This is a genomic window from Ruegeria sp. L11, from assembly GCF_056531755.1.
This window is the reverse complement of the sequence record NZ_JBQFMI010000005.1, coordinates 126,183-145,722: the sequence shown is the minus strand read 5'-3', so window position 1 is coordinate 145,722 and position 19,540 is coordinate 126,183. Positions and strand designations below refer to the sequence as shown.

26 protein-coding genes are annotated in these 19,540 nt (G+C 60.9%); 12 read left to right on the top strand and 14 right to left on the bottom strand.

The window, feature by feature from the left end:
* Window positions 1-61: 61 nt before the first annotated feature.
* The 7 genes from ACR0CE_RS12085 to folK form a co-directional block, all read right to left on the bottom strand.
* Window positions 62-535 carry a hypothetical protein gene (locus ACR0CE_RS12085; RefSeq protein WP_480538690.1) on the bottom strand — a complete coding sequence of 158 codons (474 nt, stop codon included), beginning with the start codon at window positions 533-535 and terminating at the stop codon, window positions 62-64.
* Window positions 532-1,158, bottom strand: coding sequence for a LysE family translocator (locus ACR0CE_RS12080; RefSeq protein ID WP_480559680.1), 627 nt, complete (start codon window positions 1,156-1,158; stop codon window positions 532-534). The genes ACR0CE_RS12085 and ACR0CE_RS12080 overlap by 4 nt, the downstream gene beginning before the upstream one ends.
* On the bottom strand, window positions 1,155-1,901 hold the full coding sequence (locus tag ACR0CE_RS12075; RefSeq protein WP_480586720.1) for a pyridoxine 5'-phosphate synthase: 747 nt from the start codon (window positions 1,899-1,901) through the stop codon (window positions 1,155-1,157). Before ACR0CE_RS12075 ends, ACR0CE_RS12080 begins: the two co-directional genes overlap by 4 nt.
* The gene (locus ACR0CE_RS12070) at window positions 1,901-2,593 is read right to left on the bottom strand and encodes a DUF2062 domain-containing protein (protein ID WP_480473877.1); all 693 of its coding nucleotides are present in this window, start codon (window positions 2,591-2,593) and stop codon (window positions 1,901-1,903) included. Before ACR0CE_RS12070 ends, ACR0CE_RS12075 begins: the two co-directional genes overlap by 1 nt.
* A gap of 16 nt (window positions 2,594-2,609) precedes the next feature.
* Window positions 2,610-4,742 carry a RelA/SpoT family protein gene (locus tag ACR0CE_RS12065; RefSeq protein WP_480832620.1) on the bottom strand — a complete coding sequence of 711 codons (2,133 nt, stop codon included), beginning with the start codon at window positions 4,740-4,742 and terminating at the stop codon, window positions 2,610-2,612.
* Window positions 4,743-4,768: 26 nt separating this feature from the next.
* Window positions 4,769-5,122 (bottom strand): DNA-directed RNA polymerase subunit omega, encoded by a 354-nt coding sequence (gene rpoZ, locus ACR0CE_RS12060; protein WP_209506215.1) that lies wholly within the window; start codon window positions 5,120-5,122, stop codon window positions 4,769-4,771.
* A gap of 94 nt (window positions 5,123-5,216) precedes the next feature.
* Entirely contained in the window at window positions 5,217-5,786 is a 570-nt protein-coding gene (gene folK / locus ACR0CE_RS12055; RefSeq protein WP_480832618.1) for a 2-amino-4-hydroxy-6-hydroxymethyldihydropteridine diphosphokinase, read from the bottom strand.
* A gap of 145 nt (window positions 5,787-5,931) precedes the next feature.
* Here folK and ACR0CE_RS12050 point away from each other — a divergent pair, with 145 nt between their 5' ends.
* From ACR0CE_RS12050 to ACR0CE_RS12020, 7 genes are all read left to right on the top strand, one after another.
* Complete coding sequence (locus ACR0CE_RS12050; RefSeq protein WP_209506211.1) at window positions 5,932-6,507, top strand: LabA-like NYN domain-containing protein; 576 nt, start codon at window positions 5,932-5,934, stop codon at window positions 6,505-6,507.
* Between the two features lie 189 nt (window positions 6,508-6,696).
* Window positions 6,697-7,647, top strand: a complete 951-nt coding sequence (gene ispH / locus ACR0CE_RS12045; protein WP_480494643.1) for a 4-hydroxy-3-methylbut-2-enyl diphosphate reductase — start codon at window positions 6,697-6,699, stop codon at window positions 7,645-7,647.
* Window positions 7,644-8,096, top strand: a complete 453-nt coding sequence (locus ACR0CE_RS12040) for a DUF3429 domain-containing protein (RefSeq protein WP_480538700.1) — start codon at window positions 7,644-7,646, stop codon at window positions 8,094-8,096. The genes ispH and ACR0CE_RS12040 overlap by 4 nt, the downstream gene beginning before the upstream one ends.
* Window positions 8,093-8,680, top strand: coding sequence for a class I SAM-dependent methyltransferase (locus tag ACR0CE_RS12035; protein ID WP_480832616.1), 588 nt, complete (start codon window positions 8,093-8,095; stop codon window positions 8,678-8,680). The genes ACR0CE_RS12040 and ACR0CE_RS12035 overlap by 4 nt, the downstream gene beginning before the upstream one ends.
* Window positions 8,673-9,140 (top strand): ribonuclease HI, encoded by a 468-nt coding sequence (rnhA, locus tag ACR0CE_RS12030; RefSeq protein ID WP_480832614.1) that lies wholly within the window; start codon window positions 8,673-8,675, stop codon window positions 9,138-9,140. Before ACR0CE_RS12035 ends, rnhA begins: the two co-directional genes overlap by 8 nt.
* Window positions 9,137-9,760: a trimeric intracellular cation channel family protein gene (locus ACR0CE_RS12025; RefSeq protein ID WP_267364069.1), complete on the top strand. Its 624-nt coding sequence runs from the start codon at window positions 9,137-9,139 to the stop codon at window positions 9,758-9,760. Before rnhA ends, ACR0CE_RS12025 begins: the two co-directional genes overlap by 4 nt.
* A 64-nt stretch (window positions 9,761-9,824) precedes the next feature.
* A complete protein-coding gene (locus tag ACR0CE_RS12020; protein WP_480832612.1) occupies window positions 9,825-10,427 on the top strand; it encodes a COG3904 family protein in 603 nt (200 codons plus the stop codon).
* A gap of 61 nt (window positions 10,428-10,488) precedes the next feature.
* Here the strand turns inward: ACR0CE_RS12020 and ACR0CE_RS12015 are convergent, their stop codons facing one another.
* The 5 genes from ACR0CE_RS12015 to def (ACR0CE_RS11995) are packed head-to-tail and all read right to left on the bottom strand — an operon-like array spanning window position 10,489 to window position 12,927.
* Window positions 10,489-10,707, bottom strand: a complete 219-nt coding sequence (locus ACR0CE_RS12015) for a GlsB/YeaQ/YmgE family stress response membrane protein (protein ID WP_480832610.1) — start codon at window positions 10,705-10,707, stop codon at window positions 10,489-10,491.
* Between the two features lies 1 nt (window position 10,708).
* On the bottom strand, window positions 10,709-10,945 hold the full coding sequence (locus tag ACR0CE_RS12010) for a hypothetical protein (protein WP_267364066.1): 237 nt from the start codon (window positions 10,943-10,945) through the stop codon (window positions 10,709-10,711).
* A 10-nt stretch (window positions 10,946-10,955) separates the two neighbouring features.
* Window positions 10,956-11,864, bottom strand: a complete 909-nt coding sequence (gene fmt / locus ACR0CE_RS12005) for a methionyl-tRNA formyltransferase (protein ID WP_480832608.1) — start codon at window positions 11,862-11,864, stop codon at window positions 10,956-10,958.
* Window positions 11,865-11,917: 53 nt separating this feature from the next.
* On the bottom strand, window positions 11,918-12,412 hold the full coding sequence (gene def / locus ACR0CE_RS12000; protein ID WP_480507379.1) for a peptide deformylase: 495 nt from the start codon (window positions 12,410-12,412) through the stop codon (window positions 11,918-11,920).
* Window positions 12,409-12,927 (bottom strand): peptide deformylase, encoded by a 519-nt coding sequence (gene def / locus ACR0CE_RS11995; RefSeq protein WP_209506185.1) that lies wholly within the window; start codon window positions 12,925-12,927, stop codon window positions 12,409-12,411. The genes def (ACR0CE_RS12000) and def (ACR0CE_RS11995) overlap by 4 nt, the downstream gene beginning before the upstream one ends.
* Window positions 12,928-13,021: 94 nt before the next feature.
* Between def (ACR0CE_RS11995) and ACR0CE_RS11990 the strand changes: the two genes are divergently transcribed.
* Window positions 13,022-14,194: a MalY/PatB family protein gene (locus tag ACR0CE_RS11990; RefSeq protein ID WP_480832606.1), complete on the top strand. Its 1,173-nt coding sequence runs from the start codon at window positions 13,022-13,024 to the stop codon at window positions 14,192-14,194.
* Window positions 14,195-14,345: 151 nt separating this feature from the next.
* On the opposite strand, the gene ACR0CE_RS11985 is transcribed toward ACR0CE_RS11990, so the two are convergent.
* The gene (locus tag ACR0CE_RS11985) at window positions 14,346-14,699 is read right to left on the bottom strand and encodes a hypothetical protein (protein WP_209506181.1); all 354 of its coding nucleotides are present in this window, start codon (window positions 14,697-14,699) and stop codon (window positions 14,346-14,348) included.
* Window positions 14,700-14,911: 212 nt separating this feature from the next.
* Between ACR0CE_RS11985 and ACR0CE_RS11980 the strand changes: the two genes are divergently transcribed.
* On the top strand, window positions 14,912-15,901 hold the full coding sequence (locus ACR0CE_RS11980; protein WP_480832604.1) for a glutathione S-transferase family protein: 990 nt from the start codon (window positions 14,912-14,914) through the stop codon (window positions 15,899-15,901).
* On the opposite strand, the gene ACR0CE_RS11975 is transcribed toward ACR0CE_RS11980, so the two are convergent.
* The gene (locus ACR0CE_RS11975; RefSeq protein ID WP_209506176.1) at window positions 15,883-16,245 is read right to left on the bottom strand and encodes a response regulator transcription factor; all 363 of its coding nucleotides are present in this window, start codon (window positions 16,243-16,245) and stop codon (window positions 15,883-15,885) included. The genes ACR0CE_RS11980 and ACR0CE_RS11975 overlap by 19 nt on opposite strands.
* A 185-nt stretch (window positions 16,246-16,430) precedes the next feature.
* On the opposite strand from ACR0CE_RS11975, the gene cobD reads away from it, so the two are divergent.
* From cobD to ACR0CE_RS11960, 3 genes are read left to right on the top strand one after another with little or no spacing between them, the layout of a single operon-like run.
* Entirely contained in the window at window positions 16,431-17,396 is a 966-nt protein-coding gene (gene cobD, locus ACR0CE_RS11970) for a threonine-phosphate decarboxylase CobD (protein ID WP_480832602.1), read from the top strand.
* Window positions 17,393-18,313, top strand: coding sequence for an adenosylcobinamide-phosphate synthase CbiB (cbiB, locus tag ACR0CE_RS11965; RefSeq protein WP_480832600.1), 921 nt, complete (start codon window positions 17,393-17,395; stop codon window positions 18,311-18,313). The genes cobD and cbiB overlap by 4 nt, the downstream gene beginning before the upstream one ends.
* A gap of 11 nt (window positions 18,314-18,324) precedes the next feature.
* Window positions 18,325-19,488 (top strand): lytic murein transglycosylase, encoded by a 1,164-nt coding sequence (locus ACR0CE_RS11960; RefSeq protein ID WP_480832598.1) that lies wholly within the window; start codon window positions 18,325-18,327, stop codon window positions 19,486-19,488.
* Window positions 19,489-19,540: the final 52 nt, after the last annotated feature.

Below are 19,540 nucleotides of genomic sequence, written 5' to 3'. Positions count from 1 at the left end.
TTTGCCGAGATCTATTTGCGTGCGTTTGCCAGGTCTGTACCGATACCGAGGATCAGTTGTGTCAGCTTCTTTCACCGCCAAAAAGCGTTCGTTTTGCCTGTATCGATTGCGATAGCACGGCTCGGCATATGCCTATAGAAACCGCTGCCCAAAACAGCAGAGCACTGTTTCTAAAAGCGAAAGCCGAAAAATCAAATTGGTGCCAATACCTGAAGTGGTAAAACAATGCTGCGAGTTGCATAGCCCACAACACCGCCACTGAAAGACCAACCATGTAGGCTGCGTTGTACCACAATGTGGCGTTTGCGGTTGTTTCAGAAAACCTCTTTGACCATGGATGTGTGAGAACCACTGCTGCCATAATGCTGGGGGTCACAAAGAAATCGACCGGAAAGAAAAACACACCTTCGAGGCCCAGTTTTTCCCGGGCAAAGCCCGACGAAACCGACAGCATCATACTAACAACGAAACAAACCACGTACCAAACCCGGTTAAACAACAAGGTTTTTTGCTCGGATGTCCAAAGGTTGATCACGACAACCGCACCGTCAGGATCTTGTAACTCGCCACGCCAAAGAACCCGGCGAAGGCGAAATCGAACCAGCGGCGGGCGCGGCGGTAGGTGCGGACCATGCGGGCGGATGAGAACAAAAACGCATAGCCGATGAAGATCATCAGTGATCCTGCGTACAGCATGGCGAAATAGCTCAGCAGCATCGGCAGGCTGGCATCGCTTGGCGCGACGATGGCATAGATCGACCCCCAGCTGAGGATTGCCTTGGGGTTGGTCAGGTGGATCGCCGCACCTTTGGCAAAGATCGTGGGCAGCGTGCCGGTGACCGGTTTGCCCAGGGCGACCTCATCATCCGAGGTCATCGCGCGTTTCAGGGCCTTCAGCGCCAGCCAGCCCAGATAGGCCACGCCGACATAGCGGATCACCTCGAACAGCCAGACATTGGCCAGCATGACCGCCGACAGGCCCAGCGCTGCGGCAATGCCCCAAGCGGCCGATCCGGCGCAGATGCCAAGGGCAAAGGCCAGCCCGGCGGTGCGGCCTTCGTTCATGGCGGTTCCGGCAATGCCCATCGTGGCCGGGCCCGGCGAGCCCCCGGCCATCAGCCAGGCGAACCAGATGGCGATAAAGCCGGGGGTGATCACGCGCGTGCCTCGTCCATCAGACGGCGCATTTCCCGAATGGCGGGGGTGAGACCCAGAAAGATCGCCTCGCCAATCAGGAAATGCCCGATGTTCAGTTCCATGACCTCAGGGAAGGCGGCAACCGGCTTTACGGAGTCGTAGGTCAGGCCATGGCCTGCATGGACCTCGAGCCCCAGAGAATGGGCAAAGGTGGACATCTGGCGCAGCGATTCAAGCTCGCGCGCGGCGGCGTCCATGCGGCCTTCGGCATGGGCATCGCAATAGGCGCCGGTGTGCAGTTCGATCACCTCGGCACCGATACGGTGCGCGGCCTCGATCTGGCGCTGATCCGCGGCGATGAAGATCGACACGCGGCACCCGGCCTCGCGCAGGGGGGCGATGAAATGGGCCAGCTTGTTTTCCTCGCGCGCGACTTCGAGCCCGCCTTCGGTTGTGCGTTCCTCGCGCTTTTCGGGAACGATGCAGACGGCGTGCGGCTTGTGGCGCAGGGCGATTTTCTGCATCTCGTCGGTGGCGGCCATTTCAAAGTTCAGAGGCACCGACAGAACCTCCATCAGGCCGTCGATATCGGCATCCGAGATATGGCGGCGGTCTTCGCGCAGATGCGCGGTGATGCCGTCGGCGCCGGCCTCCTCTGCCAGCTTGGCGGCGCGCAGCGGGTCAGGATAGGCCCCGCCGCGCGCGTTGCGCACGGTGGCGACATGATCGATATTCACACCCAGACGCAGACGGCTTTCGGACATCATTTGGTTCCTTTTGCAGATTTTCGCCCCGACCTTAGCGATCTTGGCGCGGGACCGGCAGGTGTTTCTTCGGCCCGGCGTTTGATTTCTTCAAACTTTGCCTTGATCTTGGCGCGGCGGCGCAGCTGGTAGGTCAGGATCAGCGGCAGGCTGAGGTAGTAGCAGATGATGCCCGCCACGATACCGGGAATGATGCCGCCAATCATGTAGGGATAGAAAACGTCATCGTAGAACTGACCCAGCCCGTGCCAGTCGGCCACGCGGTCCGTGAACAGGGCAAGAAGATTGTCCTTGAGGTCGCCGATGGCGTCGGCAAACTTGCCCATCAGCCCCTGCGTGTCGCCTTCTTCATATTCGGTGCCCAGCAGGAAATGCCCGGTTTGCAGGCAGATCACCCCAATCGGGACATAGGTCAGGGGGTTGCCGAAGAACGTACCGCTGAGCGCGGCCAGAATATTGCCCTTGATCAGCCGCGCACCAATTGCGGCGACCAGAAAGTGCAGCCCATAAAACGGCGTGAAGGATGCGAAAACGCCCGCCCCGATGCCGCGGGCAATCCGGTCAGGGGAATCCGGCAGGCGGCGGACACGGTGTTTGACATAGTGGAAGGCGCGGGTCCATCCGCCACGCGGATAGACGAGTTCCGAAGCGACCTGAACAGGAGAGCGTCGGTCTCGGCGCTTGAATACCACCCGTGATCACCCCTTCTCAGCCAACCGCGGTCGCGGTTTTGGTCCGGTCCCGATAACGCTCGACCGCTGCAACGTCGCTTTCAGCCTCAAGCATCAGCATCAGCGAATGCAACTGTTCAAGGTCGCGCAGTTCGACATTGATCAGCAGGCGGTAAAAATCCGGTTTGCGGTCCACAAATTCCAAGTTTGAGATATTGGCCTTTTTCTCGCCGATCAATGTGCAAATGCGCCCCAGAACCCCGGCATCGTTGCCGATGGTCAGATCCAGTGTCGCCCCATAGACGGCCGGGTGCGTGCCAGAATGCCAATGCAGATCGACCCAGCGTTCCGGTTCGCTTTCATATTGGCTGAGCTTGTCGCAGTCGATCGCGTGCACCACAACACCCTTGCCCCGGTAGGTGATGCCGACGATCCGTTCGCCCGGCAGCGGCTGGCAGCAGGGCGCGCGGTCGAATTTCTGGCCGGGCTCAAGACCGATCACCGCGCGCCGCAGCGGAATGGCGTCGCCGTCATCCTGAGCCAGTTCTGGATAAACAGCCTGAACCACCTCATGGGCGGTCAGTTCGGCACTGCCCAAACGGGCCAGCAATTCATGCCGGTCTTTCAGGCGCAGGTGCTTGGCGGCGGTATCAAGCGCCTTGTCGGTGGCCTTGCGCCCCACATGGTCAAAGCCCGAGCGCGCCAGTTCCTTGCCCAGCTTGATGAACCGTTCGCGATCCACCTCGCGCAGGGCGCGACGGATGGCGGTACGGGCCTTGCCGGTGACTGCAATCTCAAGCCACGTGACCTGCGGTGTCTGCCCGTCAGCGGTGATGATATCCACGGACTGGCCGTTCTTCATCCGCGTCCAGAGCGGCACGCGAATGCCATCGACCTTGGCCCCCACACAGGCATGGCCGATCCGGGTGTGGATGGCATAGGCGAAATCGATCGGGGTCGCGCCCCGCGGCAGTTTCACCACGTCGCCCTTGGGGGTGAAGCAGAAGACCTGGTCCGAATACATCTCGAGCTTGACGGCTTCGAGGAAATCTTCGTGATCATCCTCGTTGTCGAATTGCTCGGTCAGGTTGGATATCCACTTCGCCGGGTCGACGGCAAAGGGGTTTTCCGTGCGCACCCCGTCCCGGTAGGACCAGTGCGCCGCAACGCCGGTTTCGGCCACATCGTGCATCTGGCGGGTGCGGATCTGAACCTCGACCCGTTTGCCGTCGCGCCCTGAAACCGTTGTATGGATTGAACGGTAGCCGTTCGATTTCGGCTGGCTGATATAGTCCTTGAACCGCCCCGGCACCGCGCGCCAGCGCTGATGGATGGCCCCAAGCGTGCGATAGCAGTCTTCTTCCGTCTGGGTGATGATGCGGAACCCGTAGATATCCGAGAGGCGCGAGAAGCCCTGATCCTTTTCCTGCATCTTGCGCCAGATCGAATAGGGTTTCTTGGCGCGGCCAAAGACTTCGGCCTCGATGCCTGCCTTTTCCAGCTCGTGGCGCATGTCGCCGGTGATGCGGTGGATCACATCGCCGGTTTCACGTTGCAGCGTGATAAAGCGACGGATGATCGACTGGCGGCCTTCGGGGTTCAGGACGCGGAACGCGAGGTCTTCCAGTTCCTCGCGCATCCATTGCATCCCCATGCGGCCCGCAAGCGGCGCGTAGATATCCATCGTCTCGCGCGCTTTTTGAACCTGCTTTTCGGGCCGCATCGCCTTGATGGTGCGCATGTTGTGCAGACGGTCGGCCAGCTTGACCAGAATGACCCGCAGGTCCTTGGACATGGCCATGAACAGCTTGCGGAAATTCTCGGCCTGCTTGGTTTCGCGGCTGGACAGTTGCAGGTTGGTCAGCTTGGTGACGCCGTCGACCAGCTTGGCGACCTCATCCCCGAACAGATCGGACACCTTGCCGTAATTGGCCTTGGTGTCTTCGATCGTGTCATGCAGCAATGCGGTGATGATCGTCGCATCATCCAGACGCTGTTCGGTCAGGATGGCGGCAACGGCAACAGGGTGGGTAAAGTAGGGCTCGCCAGAGTGGCGGAATTGCCCTGCGTGCATCTGCTGGCCAAACTCATAGGCCAGCGCGAGACGTTCAGCATTCGTCTTGGGATTGTAGTTGCGGACCAGCGCAATCAGATCGTCAGCAGAAATCATCCGGCCCGCACCTTCGTCTTTGGAGCTTACCCCTGCCCTTGAGCCTCCATCAGAGCGCGCAGGAGCTTTTCTTCGGACATGTCGTCCATCGCAGGCTTGTCCGACTCGGCACCCATCAGCAGCGCCATCTGATCTTCTTCCGGCTCATCAACCTCGATCTGGGTCTGGTTGGCCTCGATCAGGCGTTCGCGCAGGGCGTCCGCGCCTTGGGTCTCGTCGGCGATTTCGCGAAGGGACACGACAGGGTTCTTGTCGTTGTCGCGGTCAACGGTAATCGCGGCACCGGCAGAAATCTCGCGCGCCCGATGGGCGGCCAGCATCACCAGTTCGAACCGGTTTGGAACCTTGTCTACGCAATCTTCAACCGTCACGCGGGCCATTGGGCGCTCTCCGTTTCTGAGTCCATGTCAGGAAGAGGTTTATCTAAGCGCGATTCCGCGCCTTGACAAGCAGGAAATGCTGCATTTGCAGGGATCACAGCGGCGTAACCGCCGCAACCTCGGACGGGGGCAGGTCGGCGACCATCTGGGAAACCGTGCGATCAAGCACAGGGTGGCGCCAGTCGGGCGCAATATCCGCCATCGGCACAAGCACAAACGCGCGGTCCTGAAGGCGCGGATGCGGCAGGATCAGCTGATCCGGTGCCTCTTGCCGCTGTTCCTCGGGCGGCAGGGTCAGCCAGCGGTCGAACAGGGTGCGGTCGGGCAGTATCTGATCACCATAGCACACAAGATCCAGATCCAGCGTCCGCATTCCCCAGCGCTGCACCCGTTCACGACCGAACTGGTGTTCAACCTCGTGCAATACGCGCAAAAGCTGGGACGGGGATTTGTCGGTTTCGATCAGCACGGCCGCATTCACGTAATCCGGACCAGCGCCAGCGGGGAAGCAAGGCGTCGCAAAAAACCGGCTGACAGAGCGAATCACTACGCCCTGCTGCGAAAGTGCGTCAATTGCGCGCTGTAGCGTTACAGCGGGCCCATTTCCTCTCAGATCGAGATTTGCGCCCAATGCCACAACAGCGTTTGGCAATGAATTGTGCATATGCTACCCTATATTCGACACATTGCATACTTGCGATAACGGCCAAAAGTTCTAATTATAAGCCCACCAGATTGCGTCAATTTATAAAACACCCACTCACTCACGTAACGCGGCGCAGTCTGGATTATACCGGAAGGACGTATTTATGTTTTATAAGGACGAACGGCTAGCGCTGTTCATCGACGGCTCGAATCTTTATGCCGCGGCAAAAGCACTCGGTTTCGACATAGACTACAAACTTCTGCGGCAGGAATTCATGCGCCGTGGCAAGTTGCTTCGAGCTTTCTACTATACAGCGCTGCTTGAAAACGACGAGTATTCACCGATCCGCCCATTGGTTGACTGGCTGCATTACAATGGCTTCACCATGGTCACCAAACCGGCCAAGGAATACACCGACAGCATGGGGCGTCGGAAAGTCAAAGGAAACATGGATATCGAGCTGACGGTCGATGCCATGGAACTGGCACCGCGTGTGGATCATATCGTGCTGTTCTCGGGTGACGGGGATTTCCGCCCGCTGATCGCCAGCCTGCAACGTCAGGGCGTTCGCGTGTCGGTCGTGTCAACGATCCGCAGCCAGCCGCCGATGATTTCGGACGAGCTGCGCCGTCAGGCCGACAACTTCATCGAGTTGGAGGATCTGCGTGACGTGATCGGTCGCCCGCCGCGTGAAATGCCGGCAGAGCATCGCAGCGTCGCGGTTGCAGGCGGCAGCTGATCCGGCACCACTGCTTGTTGATGGGAAAAATTCGCGCGGTCAGGACCGGAGTCCTGGCCGCGCTTCTTTAACTAAGGATTGGTGCTGAAACATCCTCTGACTAACAACGATTCGTGTCAGATGAATGACAATGTCCTGTCTGGACCAAGGCCGGGAAAAGACTTACCTGTGCCCTAAGGAGACAGCCGAATGACCAAGCCGCCACTGACACTTTACCTGGCCGCCCCCCGCGGGTTCTGCGCCGGTGTGGACCGCGCCATCAAGATCGTTGAAATGGCCCTGCAGAAATGGGGGCCGCCGGTCTATGTGCGCCACGAGATCGTGCATAACAAATTCGTGGTCGACGGGTTGCGGGCCAAAGGGGCTGTGTTTGTCGAAGAACTGCATGAATGCCCCGATGACCGCCCGGTGATCTTTTCCGCCCATGGTGTTCCGAAATCGGTACCCGCCGAAGCCGCGCAACGTGAGATGATCTATGTGGATGCCACCTGTCCGCTGGTGTCGAAGGTTCATGTCGAGGCGCAGCGCCATGCGGATGCGGGATTGCAGATGATCATGATCGGCCACAAGGGCCATCCCGAAACCGTTGGCACGATGGGACAGTTGCCAAAGGGTGATGTGCTGCTGGTCGAAACGGTCGAGGATGTGGCCACCGTGCAGGTGCGCGACCCCGACAAGCTGGCCTTTGTCACCCAGACCACCCTGTCAGTGGATGATACCAAGGACATCATCGCAGCCCTTCAGGACCGGTTCCCGGCCATTGTCGGGCCGCATAAGGAAGACATCTGTTATGCCACCACCAACCGGCAGGAGGCCGTGAAGGCCGTGGCCCCCAAGGCCGATGCGCTGCTGGTTGTGGGAGCTCCGAACTCGTCAAACTCCCGCCGTCTGGTCGAGGTTGCCTCACGCGAGGGGTGCAAATACGCGCAGCTGGTCCAGCGTGCGACCGAGATCGACTGGCGCGCTTTGCAGGGCATCGAAAGCGTTGCGGTGACCGCTGGCGCATCGGCCCCGGAATTGCTGGTGAACGAGGTGATCGACGCCTTCCGCGATCACTATGATGTCACTGTCGAGCCGGTCGAGACCGCAACCGAAAACGTCGAGTTCAAAGTACCGCGCGTGTTGAGGCAACCGGCGTGATCGGCGTGCCGAAGGCGCCGCTCTATCTGGGGCTGGCGGGACTGGTCCCGTTTGTCTGGGGCGCGCTGACCTATCTGAACGGTGATCTGAACGCCTGGGGCGCGCGCAGCTTTGGCCCACGCTTTGTTGGCCCTTATGTGCAGCTGTTCTATGGCTCGGTCATCCTGAGCTTTATGTCAGGTGTGCTGTGGGGCTTTGCCACCAAGACCTCGGGCAGCAAGGCGGCGCTGTGTTATGGGCTGTCGGTCCTGCCTGCGCTGTGGGCCTTTGCCATGACAGGCGGCGGGCCGGTCACTGCAGGCACCAATCTGATCTACGGGTTCACCGGCTTGCTGCTGCTGGACGCCCTGTTTTCATACTGGCGGCTGACGCCGGTCTGGTGGATGCAGCTGCGTATCCTGCTGACCGCAATCGTTCTGGCCAGCCTAGCCGTAGGAGTGTACCTGTGAGCGACAAACGCACGATTGATGCCTATACGAGCAGAGTAAACGAATATCTGGCCATTCCTCTGCCAGCCGAACAGCTCAAGACCCGTCAGGATTTTGCCGATGCGGTCGGTGCGGGCGGCTATGTGCTGGATCTGGGATCAGGCCCCGGATCGGACAGCGGTTTCCTGATGCGTCAGGGGCTGAAGGTGCGGGCGCTGGATGCCACCCCCGCCTTTGTCGAACATGCCCGCCAGAACGGGGTGGATGCGCATCTGGGCACGTTCGACGATGTTACCGAAACCGCCGAGTATGACGGTGTCTACGCCAGTTTTTCCCTGCTGCACGCGCCGCGAGCGGATTTTCCGCGTCACCTGAAGGCGATCCACGCGGCCCTGAAGCCCGGCGGCCAGCTGTTTCTGGGCATGAAGCTGGGCACTGGCGAGCATCGTGACGATCTGGACCGCTATTACACCTATTACTCGGAAGCCGAGATCCGAGAGGCGCTGACCCAGGCCGGGTTCACAATTGACCGCACGGTCGAAGGTGTGGGCAAGGGTCTGGCCGGGTCGTACGACGGGTTTATTCTGGTGTTCGCCCATGCCTGAGTTGTTTGCCTATACAGATGGCGCCTGTTCCGGCAATCCCGGCCCCGGAGGCTGGGGTGTGCTGCTGCGCGCGATGAACGGGGACAGGGTTCTGAAAGAGCGGAAACTGAACGGGGGCGAGGCCGAGACGACCAACAACCGAATGGAGTTGCTGGCTGCCATCAGCGCGCTTGAGACGCTGGAGCGCCCGTCGAAGATCACCATTGTCACCGACAGCGCCTATGTGAAGAACGGCGTCACCGGCTGGATATTCGGCTGGAAGCGGAATGGCTGGAAAACCTCGAACAAGAAGCCGGTCAAGAATGTCGATCTGTGGCAGCGACTGGACGAGGCGCAGGAACGACATGATGTGACATGGGAATGGGTCAAGGGCCATGCGGGCCATCCCGAAAACGAAAAGGCCGATGAACTGGCCCGCGCAGGCATGGCGCCCTTCAAGCCGAAAAAGGCGCAGGCGTGAGCGCGCTGACGCTGCTGGATTATGCCTCGGTTCTGATCTTTGCGCTGACCGGGGCGCTGGTGGCCAGCCGGGCGCAGCTGGATCTGGTGGGCTTTGCCTTCATGGCCTGCCTGACCGCAGTTGGCGGCGGCACGGTACGCGACCTGCTGCTGGACCGTCACCCGATCTTCTGGGTCGGCCAGCCGGATTACATCCTGATCGCCGTCGCGGCGGCGGTGTTTGTGTTCTTTACCGCGCATCTGGTGGAAAGTCGCTATAACTGGCTGGTCTGGCTGGACAGTTTCGCACTGTCGGTCGCCGTTGCTGCCGGAACCGGTGCCGCGCTGTCACTGGATCAGCCCGGTATCATCGTCGTGCTGATGGGTGTGACGACCGGGTGTCTGGGCGGGCTGATGCGCGACGTGGTCTGCAACGAGGTGCCGCTGGTCCTGAAACAGGGCGAGCTCTACGTCTCGTGCGCATTTGTGGGGGCGTTGACGGCGGTACTTGCGGTCAGGCTGGGGCTGGAGCCTGCCTTTGTGCTGGGCCTGTGCGCCCTTGTGTGCTGGGCCTTGCGGGCCGGGTCGCTGGTGTTTGGCTGGCAATTGCCCGTCTACAAAAGCCGCCCGCCCCGCAACTGAACCTGTCGGTGGACGCGACCGGGGCGGGCTGATAGCTGTTTGGAACGCGCAGCCCGGAGGCCAAATGCCGTTCAGACTTACATCGATAGCGGTCTCACTGGCGTTGCTGGCCTCCTGCGGCGCATATTATGCGCCTGTCCGCTTTGTCGCCGAGGGTGACCGGATCATCGCCTCGGGCACGATTGACGAAACAACGCTGTCCGCTTTCGAAGACGTCACCGCCGAAAACCCCAAAGCGCGCACGCTGGTGCTGCAATATATCGAGGGGTCGGTGGATGACGACGCCAATGTCATCTTCAGCCGCGAGGTGCGCAAGGCCGGGTTCGATACTATCGTGCCCTCGGACGGTCTGGTTGCCAGCGGCGGCACCGATCTGTTCCTGGCCGGACGCCGCCGCGTTTTGCAGCCGGGAGCCTGCGTGGGCGTGCACAGCTGGGCCGGGTCGGGGCTGGTGGCAACGGAGCTGCCCGAGGATGACCCGGAACATGACCGCTATCTGGATTATTTCAGGGACATCGGCGTCGATGAGTCGTTTTACTGGTACACGCTGTATGCGGCCCCGGCCGACAGCATCCACTGGATGACCGCCGCCGAGGCGAACCGGTTCGATATGACGACGAAAGCCGCCCCGGCGCTTGGTTCAGCGCTGGAGTGCGACGAGCGCTGATCTGCTGCACTATCTTGTCGAGTGTAGGTTTCCAGGACGGAATGCGCGGCCAAGGAATATGCTAGCGGCGCAGGTAGGTCTGCCAGATCCAGATCACCAGCAATGCGCCCAGAACCGCGCCCACAAAGCCCGACATCCAGCCAGCGTCGGGTATCAGAGACCACAGAAGGGGCCCACCGATCATAGCCCCAACAATGCCGATCAGCATCGTCGCCGGGAGCAACCTGACGAGCAAAACTTCAAGCACAGCTTGGATGATGATCAGAGCGACGACGGGCATGTCATTTTCGCCAATGGGTCGGCACGATGATCAGCGCGCCGATAGACGAGATCACCGCATCCAAACCCGGAGGGCCAAAGCTGATACCGAACATGATGCGGATGAAGTAGAACAGGAACGCCCCGCCCACGCAGATGATGATCGACTGAAGATAGCCGTTATGGGTGAACCCGGTCTGTTCGGACAGATATCCGACGATCCCGGCAATCACGACGGTCCCCATCATCACCATGAACATCGGGCTTCTCCTAGGTCAGGCGGGTGCCGGTGGGAATGGGCCAGCCCCGCAGGAAGGTTTCCCTATCCTGCGCGCCTTTGCCCGCCCGTTGCAAGCGCAGCAGTTCGACCGCGCCCTGACCGCAGGCCACGTGCAGGTCGTTGTTCAGAACCTCACCCGCTGCGCCCTGCCCGTCTGCCAGCCGCGATGCCAGCAGCTTGATGCGTTCGCCATTCATTTCGGTCCACGCGCCGGGAAAGGGTGACAGTCCGCGAATTTGCCTGTCGACCTCAACCGCTGGGCGTGTCCAGTCGATGCGGGCCTCGGACTTGTCGATCTTGGCGGCATAGGTCACGCCATCCTCGGGCTGCGGTTCGGGTATCAGGTCCGGCAGCTTGGCCAGCGCCTCGACGATCAGCGCGGCCCCCATGGCCGAGAGCCGGTCATGTAGATGCGCGGTGGTTTCTTCAACCTCAATCGCGGTTGCCTGTCGCAACAGGACCGGGCCGGTGTCCAGACCGGCCTCCATCTGCATGATGCAGATCCCGGTTTCGGCATCGCCGGACATGATCGCCCGGTGGATCGGGGCGGCACCGCGCCAGCGCGGCAGCAGGCTGGCGTGGATGTTCAGGCAGCCGTGTCGCGGCGCGTCCAGAATGGGTTGCGGCAGGATCAGGCCATACGCGACGACGACGGCGATATCGGCGTTCAGCGTGGCAAATGCGGTCTGTTCGTCAGCAGATCTCAGAGAGGTTGGGTGGCGAACGGACAGGCCCAGCGCCTCGGCCCGGGCGTGAACCGGCGTCGGGCGGTCTTTCTTGCCACGCCCGGCGGGGCGCGGGGGCTGACAGTAGACGGCGGCGATGTCGTGCCCGGCCCTGACGAGTGCGTCCAGCACCGGGACCGAAAAATCAGGGGTTCCCATGAAGATGATGCGCATCGTTGGCTCCGGCAGTTGGGACGGGTGCGGGGCTGAAGCCCGGCCTACAGACGTCAGGTTTGTTTGCGGGCCTTGCGCAGCAGCATGTCACGTTTGACCTTGCTGAGCCGGTCGAAATACATCCGCCCGTTCAGGTGGTCGATCTGATGCTGCACGCTTGTCGCGTCGATCCCGACGAAATCGCGGCGGTCCAGCATGCCATGTTCGTTCAGGAACTTCACGGTCACCGCGCGCGGGCGTTTGATTGTGGCCGAGACGCCGGGCAGGTTCGGGCTGGCCTCTTCATGTTCGCGCAGCTCGATCGAACTGTGCAGGATTTCCGGGTTTGCCAGACGCACGGCCCGGCCCCGTTCGGCAGAACCGTCAACAACGGCCAGCCGCAGCATCACCCCGATCTGTGGCGCGGCAAGACCGACGCCGGGCATCGCCTCCATCGTGTCGATCATGTCGTCCCAGATGGCGCGGATCTCATCGGTGATCTCGGGCACATCATCCGCCTTGGTGCGCAGGCGTTTGTCAGGCCATGGCAGGCAGGTACGAACGGTCATGCACGGGCCCGTTCGCGTTTGAGCTTTTGCATCTTGCGGGTGATCATCTGCCGTTTCAGCGGCTTGAGATAGTCGATGAACAGCTTGCCGTCCAAATGATCGATCTCGTGCTGAACGCAGGTGGCCCAGAGCCCGTCAAAGGTTTCCTGTTGCAGGTTTCCGTCGCGGTCCATCCAAGTCACATCGACCACTTTGGGGCGCGTCACCTCAGCGTATTGATCAGGGATCGACAGGCAGCCTTCCTCGTAGACATTGGTTTCTTCCGAGGCCGCGATGACCTGCGGGTTGAACATGATCAGGGGGCGCGGTGCCTCGCCTTCTTCCTTGACGCAATCCAGCACGATCAAGCGATCCAGCACGCCGATCTGTGGCGCGGCAAGGCCAACACCGGGGGCGTCATACATCGTTTCCAGCATGTCATCGGCCAGCGCGCGCAGGTCGTCCGTGAGGTCGGCCACGGGCGCGCAGACCTTCTTGAGACGGGGGTCGGGATAGATCAGGATGTTACGTTTCATGAGGCTGATTTAGGCCATCCCGCCCCGCGCCGCAACGCCCCCCTTGCACCTGCCCGATTTGCGGTTAGCTTTCGGTCGAGAAAATGGAGCAGACATGACTTTCAACGACCTGATCGACCGCCGGGGCACCAACAGTTCCAAATGGGACAAGATGGAGATGCTGTTTGGCGTCTCGCCCGAGGACGGGCTGGCCATGTGGACGGCCGATTCCGATTACCCGACAGCCCCCTGCGTGATCGACGCGGTGCGCAAGGCCGCGGATCACGGCGTGTTCGGGTATTCCTGGGCGCACCCGGAGTATCTGGCCTCGGTCCAGTGGTGGATGAAAACCCGCCATGACTGGGAAATCGACACGGACTGGGTTCTGACCACTCAGGGCTTGGGCAATGCAATCGCCCTGTCGCTGGATGTCTGGACCGATCACGGTGATGGCATCGTGATCTTTACCCCCGTTTACCATGAGTTTGCCCACAAGGTGAACAAATCGGGCCGCCGGGTCGTGGAATGCCCTTTGGTGCGGGACGGGGAAAGTTATGGCCTTGACCTGGACGACGCCCAGTCGCGGCTGGACGGGTCCGAGAAGATGTTGCTGTGGTGTTCGCCGCAGAACCCGTCGGGCCGCGTCTGGACGCCGGAGGAACTGCGCGCCGTGGCTGCATTTGCCGAGCGCAACGGGCTGATCCTTGTGTCAGACGAGATTCACCACGATCTGGTCTATCCCGGCGCCAAATTTGTGCCGATGGATGTGGCAGCCCCGGATGCACGCCCGTGGACAGTGACGCTGACTGCGGCATCGAAGACCTTCAACATCGCCGGGCAGCGGACCGGCAACATGATCATTCCCGACCCCAAACTGCGCGAGGCGATGAAGCATCGGCTGGCAACGCTGGATTATGGCCCCAGCGCGTTGGGTGTGGCGATGATCACCGCCGCCTACAGCCCGGCCGGCGCGGATTGGGTGGATGCGCAGATCGCGCATCTGGACGGAAACAGGCGTCTGTTCGACCAGACCATCGCCGAGATTCCGGGCCTGTGGTCGATGCCCTTGCAGGCGACCTATCTGGCCTGGGTCGACTTTTCCGGCACCGGCATGGATCACGCTGAACTTGTCCGCCGATTGCGCGAGGACGCGCGGATTGCAACCTCGTCAGGTCCGGGTTTTGGCACTGGCGGAGAAACGTTCGAACGGTTCAACCTGGCCACGCAACGGGCGCGGGTCGAGGACGCCTGCGCGCGGCTGAAACGGGCCTTTGGCGACCTGCAATAATCCAGGCGGTGGCTGGGGTGGCTGACCCTACGATGGACCGCGCCTGTTGGCCGGGCGCGGACCTGAATGGCGAAATCCATAGCGATAGCCAGCCTAACGGCCTGTTGGGCGTTACCCTTACCGAACCCGGTACTACGATAGAACTCCGATCCTAGTCTTCGTAGCCCAGCAACGCGATGGGCGCATCCGGGGCGCGGTAGAAATCCAGCGGTGCCTTGTCATGGGCGGCGGTGCTGCGTTTGAATTCATACCGCATCTCGCCGCCTTCATCCTGATCGGCAATGATCAGGCATTGATACAGAAGGTTGGCCCCGTCATAGATATCGACCAACCCGCGCAGGCGCGGTGTTGTTTCCGCCTCAACCGTGAAACCATCTTTCCACAATTTGAGAATTTTATAGGTATTGTCGCCCATCTGGACACGAAGGCGACTGGCCTTTTTCAATGTGGCGATTCGGGCGGCGTCCAACTCGGCGCGTATTTCCTTTGAAACATAAGTACTCATTAAATCATTCCCCCGCTAATGACCTCTATTGTGCGGGAACTGTTGTAAAAATCCAGTGAACGCGTTCACGCAACAGGCTGTGCCTGCGGTTTGTTGCACAGATATCCCAGCATTGCCTGTGCGCGCATGCAGGTCTTGTGCGCGGGCAAATGCATAGGAACAGGCGGGGCTTGGACCTATCTTTGGCCAAACGCCTATGCGGAGGATGAGATATGGGCCTGCTGGTCGATGGAAAATGGCAAGACACCTGGTATGACACCAAATCCACGGGTGGCGCATTCAAACGCAGCGCGGCGCAGTTTCGCAACTGGCTGACCGCCGATGGCCGCGCGGGACCGTCGGGCAAAAGCGGGTTCCGGGCCGAAGCCGGGCGGTATCACCTGTATGTCAGCCACGCCTGCCCCTGGGCGCATCGCACCTTGATCTTTCGCGCGTTGAAGGGGCTGAGCGATCTGGTTTCGGTCTCGGTCGTGCATCCCGACATGCTGGGTCACGGCTGGACCTTTGAGGCGGATGATCACGGTGCCACGGGTGACCGTCTTTACGGGCTGAGCTATGCACATCAGATCTATACCAAGGCGGATCCGTCCTATTCCGGTCGCGTCACAGTGCCGATCCTGTGGGACAAGGCGCAAGAGACCATTGTTTCGAACGAAAGTTCGGAAATCATCCGCATGTTCAATTCGGCCTTCAACGACATCACTGGCAATACGGACGATTACTGGCCCGAGGCGATGCGGGACGAGATCGAGGAGGTCAATGCGCGCGTCTATTCAGACGTCAACAACGGCGTCTACAAGTCGGGCTTTGCCACCTCGCAAGCGGCCTACGACGCCGCCGTGGGCCCGTTGTTCGACGCGCTGGACTGGCTGGAAGGGCGTTTGGCCCGGAACCGGTATCTGATGGGGGACCGGATCACCGAGGCCGATTGGCGGTTGTTCACAACCCTGATCCGCTTCGACCCGGTCTATCATCTGCATTTCAAGTGCAACAGGCAGCGCCTGATCGATTATCCAAACCTATGGGCCTATACGCGGGAGCTGTATCAATGGCCCGGTGTCGCCGGGACCGTGAACATGGATCACATCGTGCGCCACTACCACTACAGCCATGACAGCATCAATCCGCACCGCATCATTCCGGTGAACCCGGTGCTGGATCACATGGAGCCGCATGGGCGCGATCAGCGCCCGGCGGCGTAATGTTCGACCATCGCCGCCAGATCCTCTGGCGGCGTTTCGCTTTGGACATAGGCACAGGCATTGGGACTGTGCGCAAATATCGACCCGTCGGAAAAGAAGGTGGTGTTGGTGACAAAAATCACCCGCGCCTCGGGGCGGCGATAGCTAGCAAAATCGGCCACAGCCAATGCGCTTCCGGTTTCCAGAACCAGATCCAGCACGATGATATCAAAATCCGTGCCATAGAGCGCCAGAATGGCGGCCTCCTGAGCGTCAACCAGCGTGACTTCGGCGTCTTGCCGCTCCAGATGTCTTTTCCAGACCCGACCAAGGTCGGGGTTACTCTCAACAATCAGAACTTTCATTTGCAACAACCTCGGCACTTGGTATGGTGAGTGGTGCCGACCCCCGTGGTCCGTGATCTCGTTATTTCCTTAACAAAGTGTTAACAGCAGCCGCACGCTTGCGTGTTCGGGCGGATTTGCTTGTGTAAATGGCAAAAATCCGCTTGAAGCACCCCGAAACCGGTCAATCCCCGCAGAGAGAGCAGATGAGTACACTTGATCACGGCTTGGACCCCCGCGCAGTTCGCGACCACGGCGGGGGGCTGGACAGGGCGATTGTCAGGTATGGCGGAGCGCGTGCAGATTGGATCGATCTGTCGACCGGAATCAATCCGCATCCTTACGCCGTTGCGGGCCTGACCGCCGGGGATTGGGCCGAATTGCCGGATCACGGTGCCTTTGAACGGCTGAGTGATGCGGCCCGCAGGTTCTGGAACGTGCCGCAGGGGGCTGCAATCCTGCCGGTGCCCGGTGCATCGGCTGTCATCTCTCGCATTCCGGCGCTGGCCGCGCCAGGGCGTGTCCAGATCACGCCGCCCACCTATAACGAACACGCCGCCGCCTTTTCGGCGCAGGGGTGGCGTGTTCAGCCTGAGAGCGCGGCTGACGCCCGCGTGATCGTGCATCCCAATAACCCGGACGGGCGCATCTGGCAGGAACGCGATGTCTCGGCGCCTCTGACCGTGATCGACGAGAGCTTTTGCGATGTCACGCCAGAGGTATCGTTGATCCATATGGCGGAACGTCCCGGCGTGATCGTGCTGAAGAGTTTTGGCAAGTTCTGGGGGCTGGCCGGGATGCGGCTTGGGTTTGCCATCGGGCGACCTGAGTTGATCAACCGCCTGAACGACCTGACCGGACCCTGGTCGGTGTCCGGCCCCGCCCTGCGGGTTGGAACGCAAGCCCTGTCGGACGATGACTGGGCCGATGCCACGCGCGCGCGGCTGGCGGATGAAGCGGCCCGGCTGGATACGCTGATGCTGACCAGGGGCGCAGATATCGTCGGTGGCACCAGCCTGTTTCGTCTGTATCGGGTCGATGACGCCTTGGGGTGGCAGGACCGGCTGGCCCGCGCCCATATCTGGAGCCGTATCTTTCCTTATTCAACAACCTTTCTGCGTCTGGGTCTGCCACCGGAAAAGGGGTGGGACAGGCTGGAGGCCGCGCTGTGAGCCCTGCCCTGATGCTGGTCTGCGCCATGTGTCTGGACGCCACTCTGGGAGAGCCCGACTGGCTCTGGTCCCGCGTCAAACACCCGGCGGTGATGATCGGCAACCTGATCGGATGGCTGGACAAACGCCTGAATTACGGGCGCGGTCGGCGGTTGAAGGGGGTGGCGGTGCTTGCCCTTCTGATCTGCGGCGCATGGGGCCTTGGGTGTGGTCTGTCCCTGCTGGGGCCGGTGGTTGAAATTCTTGGCTGCGCGATTCTGCTGGCGCAAAAGTCGCTGGTTGCCCATGTCCGCGCGGTTGGTGACGGGTTGCAAACCTCGCTGGAAAACGGGCGGGCGCAGGTGGCTATGATCGTCTCGCGCGACACGCAGGATATGACCGGGGCACAGGTGGCGCGTTCCGCCATCGAAAGCGCGGCTGAAAACCTGAGCGACGGGGTCATTGCCCCTGCATTCTGGTTTCTGGTCGCCGGGCTTCCGGGGTTGCTGGTGTACAAGGCGGTGAACACCGCCGACAGCATGATCGGCTATCGCACCGAAACGTACCGTGATTTTGGCTGGGCCGCGGCCCGGTTCGACGACCTGCTGAACCTGATCCCTGCCCGCCTGACCTGCGTGATGATCGTGGCGCTGTCCGGCCAATGGTCGCGCTGGGTTGAGATGATGCGGGATGCGCAACGCCATATTTCGCCCAATGCTGGCTGGCCCGAAGCCGCCATGGCCCGCGCCCTGAATGTCGCGCTGGCAGGGCCGCGCAGTTATGACGGGCAGGTGCGCGATCTGGCCTGGGTCAATGGTGACGCCCCGCGCGAGATCGGTGCATCAGAAGTTTTTCGCGCATGTGACATGCTCTGGCGGGTTTGGGGGCTTGCGCTTGCGCTCGTGTCAGTGTGGGTTGGGGCCGAACTGATATTCTGACGGACCCTTTCATGCGTATACTCTCTGGCCTGATCGCCGCCGCCCTGTTTACCTCACCTGCGCTGGCGCAATGTGGAGGTGGATTTAACTCCTTTGTCAAAGGGCTGAAGACCGAAGCCGTGCAGCAGGGTTTGGACAAATCAGCGGTGAACGGGTTTTTTGACGGGGTGCAGCAGGACAGCGCCGTGCTGAAGGCCGACCGGGCGCAGGGCGTGTTTCAGAAGCCCTTTATTGAGTTTTCCCGTCGTCTGATTTCGCAGAACCGGATCGAGCGCGGGCAAGCGATGTCGCGTAAGTACGATGCGGTCTTTGATCGGATTGAGCGCGAGTATGGCATTTCCCGCGGGGTGCTGCTGGCCTTCTGGGCATTTGAAACCGATTACGGATCGTTTCAGGGCGACTTCAACACCCGCAACGCCTTGGTGACGCTGGCCCATGATTGCCGCCGCCCGGAACTGTTCCGGCCACAGATCTTCGCCGCCATCGAGCTGTATCAGAACGGTGATTTCGACCCGGCCCGCACCACCGGCGCATGGGCCGGAGAGATCGGCATGGTGCAGATGCTGCCGCGTGACATACTGGAAAACGGCGTCGATGGTGACGGTGACGGGCATGTCCGCCTGAAAAGCTCGGCCCCTGATGCGCTGATGTCGGGGGCCAGAATGCTGTCTCATCTGGGATGGCGCGCGGGTGAGCCGTGGTTGCAGGAGGTCACCGTGCCCGCGCAGATGGACTGGTCCCTGTCCGGCCCCGGCAAACCGCGTTCGGTGGCGGAATGGCAGGCGATGGGCGTAGAGGCGCGCGGCGGGTCCTTGGCCAACCTGCCCGCCTCGCTGATCCTGCCGCAGGGGCGCAACGGGCCTGCCTTTCTGGCCTACCCCAATTTCGACGTCTATTTCGAATGGAACCAGAGCTTTGTCTATGTTCTGACCGCCGCTTATTTCGGAACACGGCTTGAAGGCGGCCAAATCTATGATGTGGGCAATCCCGCGCAGGGCCTGAATGGCGCACAGATGAAACAGTTGCAGACCAAGCTTCAGGCCAAAGGATATGATGTGGGCAAGATCGACGGGATTCTGGGGGCCGGAACGCGGGATGCGACGCAAGCCGAACAGAATCGTCTGGGCCTGCCTGCGGATGCGTGGCCAACGATGGAGTTGCTGGAAAAACTCTGAGCCAGCGGCCCGCACTTCTGCGGTATGACACAAAACCCCAAGATTATTCGAC

Coding starts and splice junctions, on each gene's coding strand:
- ACR0CE_RS11980 (WP_480832604.1), top strand. CDS start 14,912: ATGGGCCTGCTGGTCGATGGAAAATGGCAAGACACCTGGTATGACACC.
- ACR0CE_RS12075 (WP_480586720.1), bottom strand. CDS start 1,901: ATGTCCGAAAGCCGTCTGCGTCTGGGTGTGAATATCGATCATGTCGCC.
- fmt (WP_480832608.1), bottom strand. CDS start 11,864: ATGCGCATCATCTTCATGGGAACCCCTGATTTTTCGGTCCCGGTGCTG.
- ACR0CE_RS12015 (WP_480832610.1), bottom strand. CDS start 10,707: ATGCCCGTCGTCGCTCTGATCATCATCCAAGCTGTGCTTGAAGTTTTG.
- ACR0CE_RS12010 (WP_267364066.1), bottom strand. CDS start 10,945: ATGTTCATGGTGATGATGGGGACCGTCGTGATTGCCGGGATCGTCGGA.
- folK (WP_480832618.1), bottom strand. CDS start 5,786: ATGCACAATTCATTGCCAAACGCTGTTGTGGCATTGGGCGCAAATCTC.
- ACR0CE_RS11990 (WP_480832606.1), top strand. CDS start 13,022: ATGACTTTCAACGACCTGATCGACCGCCGGGGCACCAACAGTTCCAAA.
- ACR0CE_RS12050 (WP_209506211.1), top strand. CDS start 5,932: ATGTTTTATAAGGACGAACGGCTAGCGCTGTTCATCGACGGCTCGAAT.
- ACR0CE_RS11985 (WP_209506181.1), bottom strand. CDS start 14,699: ATGAGTACTTATGTTTCAAAGGAAATACGCGCCGAGTTGGACGCCGCC.
- rnhA (WP_480832614.1), top strand. CDS start 8,673: ATGCCTGAGTTGTTTGCCTATACAGATGGCGCCTGTTCCGGCAATCCC.
- ACR0CE_RS12020 (WP_480832612.1), top strand. CDS start 9,825: ATGCCGTTCAGACTTACATCGATAGCGGTCTCACTGGCGTTGCTGGCC.
- def (WP_209506185.1), bottom strand. CDS start 12,927: ATGAAACGTAACATCCTGATCTATCCCGACCCCCGTCTCAAGAAGGTC.
- ACR0CE_RS11960 (WP_480832598.1), top strand. CDS start 18,325: ATGCGTATACTCTCTGGCCTGATCGCCGCCGCCCTGTTTACCTCACCT.
- ACR0CE_RS12065 (WP_480832620.1), bottom strand. CDS start 4,742: ATGATTTCTGCTGACGATCTGATTGCGCTGGTCCGCAACTACAATCCC.
- ispH (WP_480494643.1), top strand. CDS start 6,697: ATGACCAAGCCGCCACTGACACTTTACCTGGCCGCCCCCCGCGGGTTC.
- def (WP_480507379.1), bottom strand. CDS start 12,412: ATGACCGTTCGTACCTGCCTGCCATGGCCTGACAAACGCCTGCGCACC.
- rpoZ (WP_209506215.1), bottom strand. CDS start 5,122: ATGGCCCGCGTGACGGTTGAAGATTGCGTAGACAAGGTTCCAAACCGG.
- cobD (WP_480832602.1), top strand. CDS start 16,431: ATGAGTACACTTGATCACGGCTTGGACCCCCGCGCAGTTCGCGACCAC.
- ACR0CE_RS11975 (WP_209506176.1), bottom strand. CDS start 16,245: ATGAAAGTTCTGATTGTTGAGAGTAACCCCGACCTTGGTCGGGTCTGG.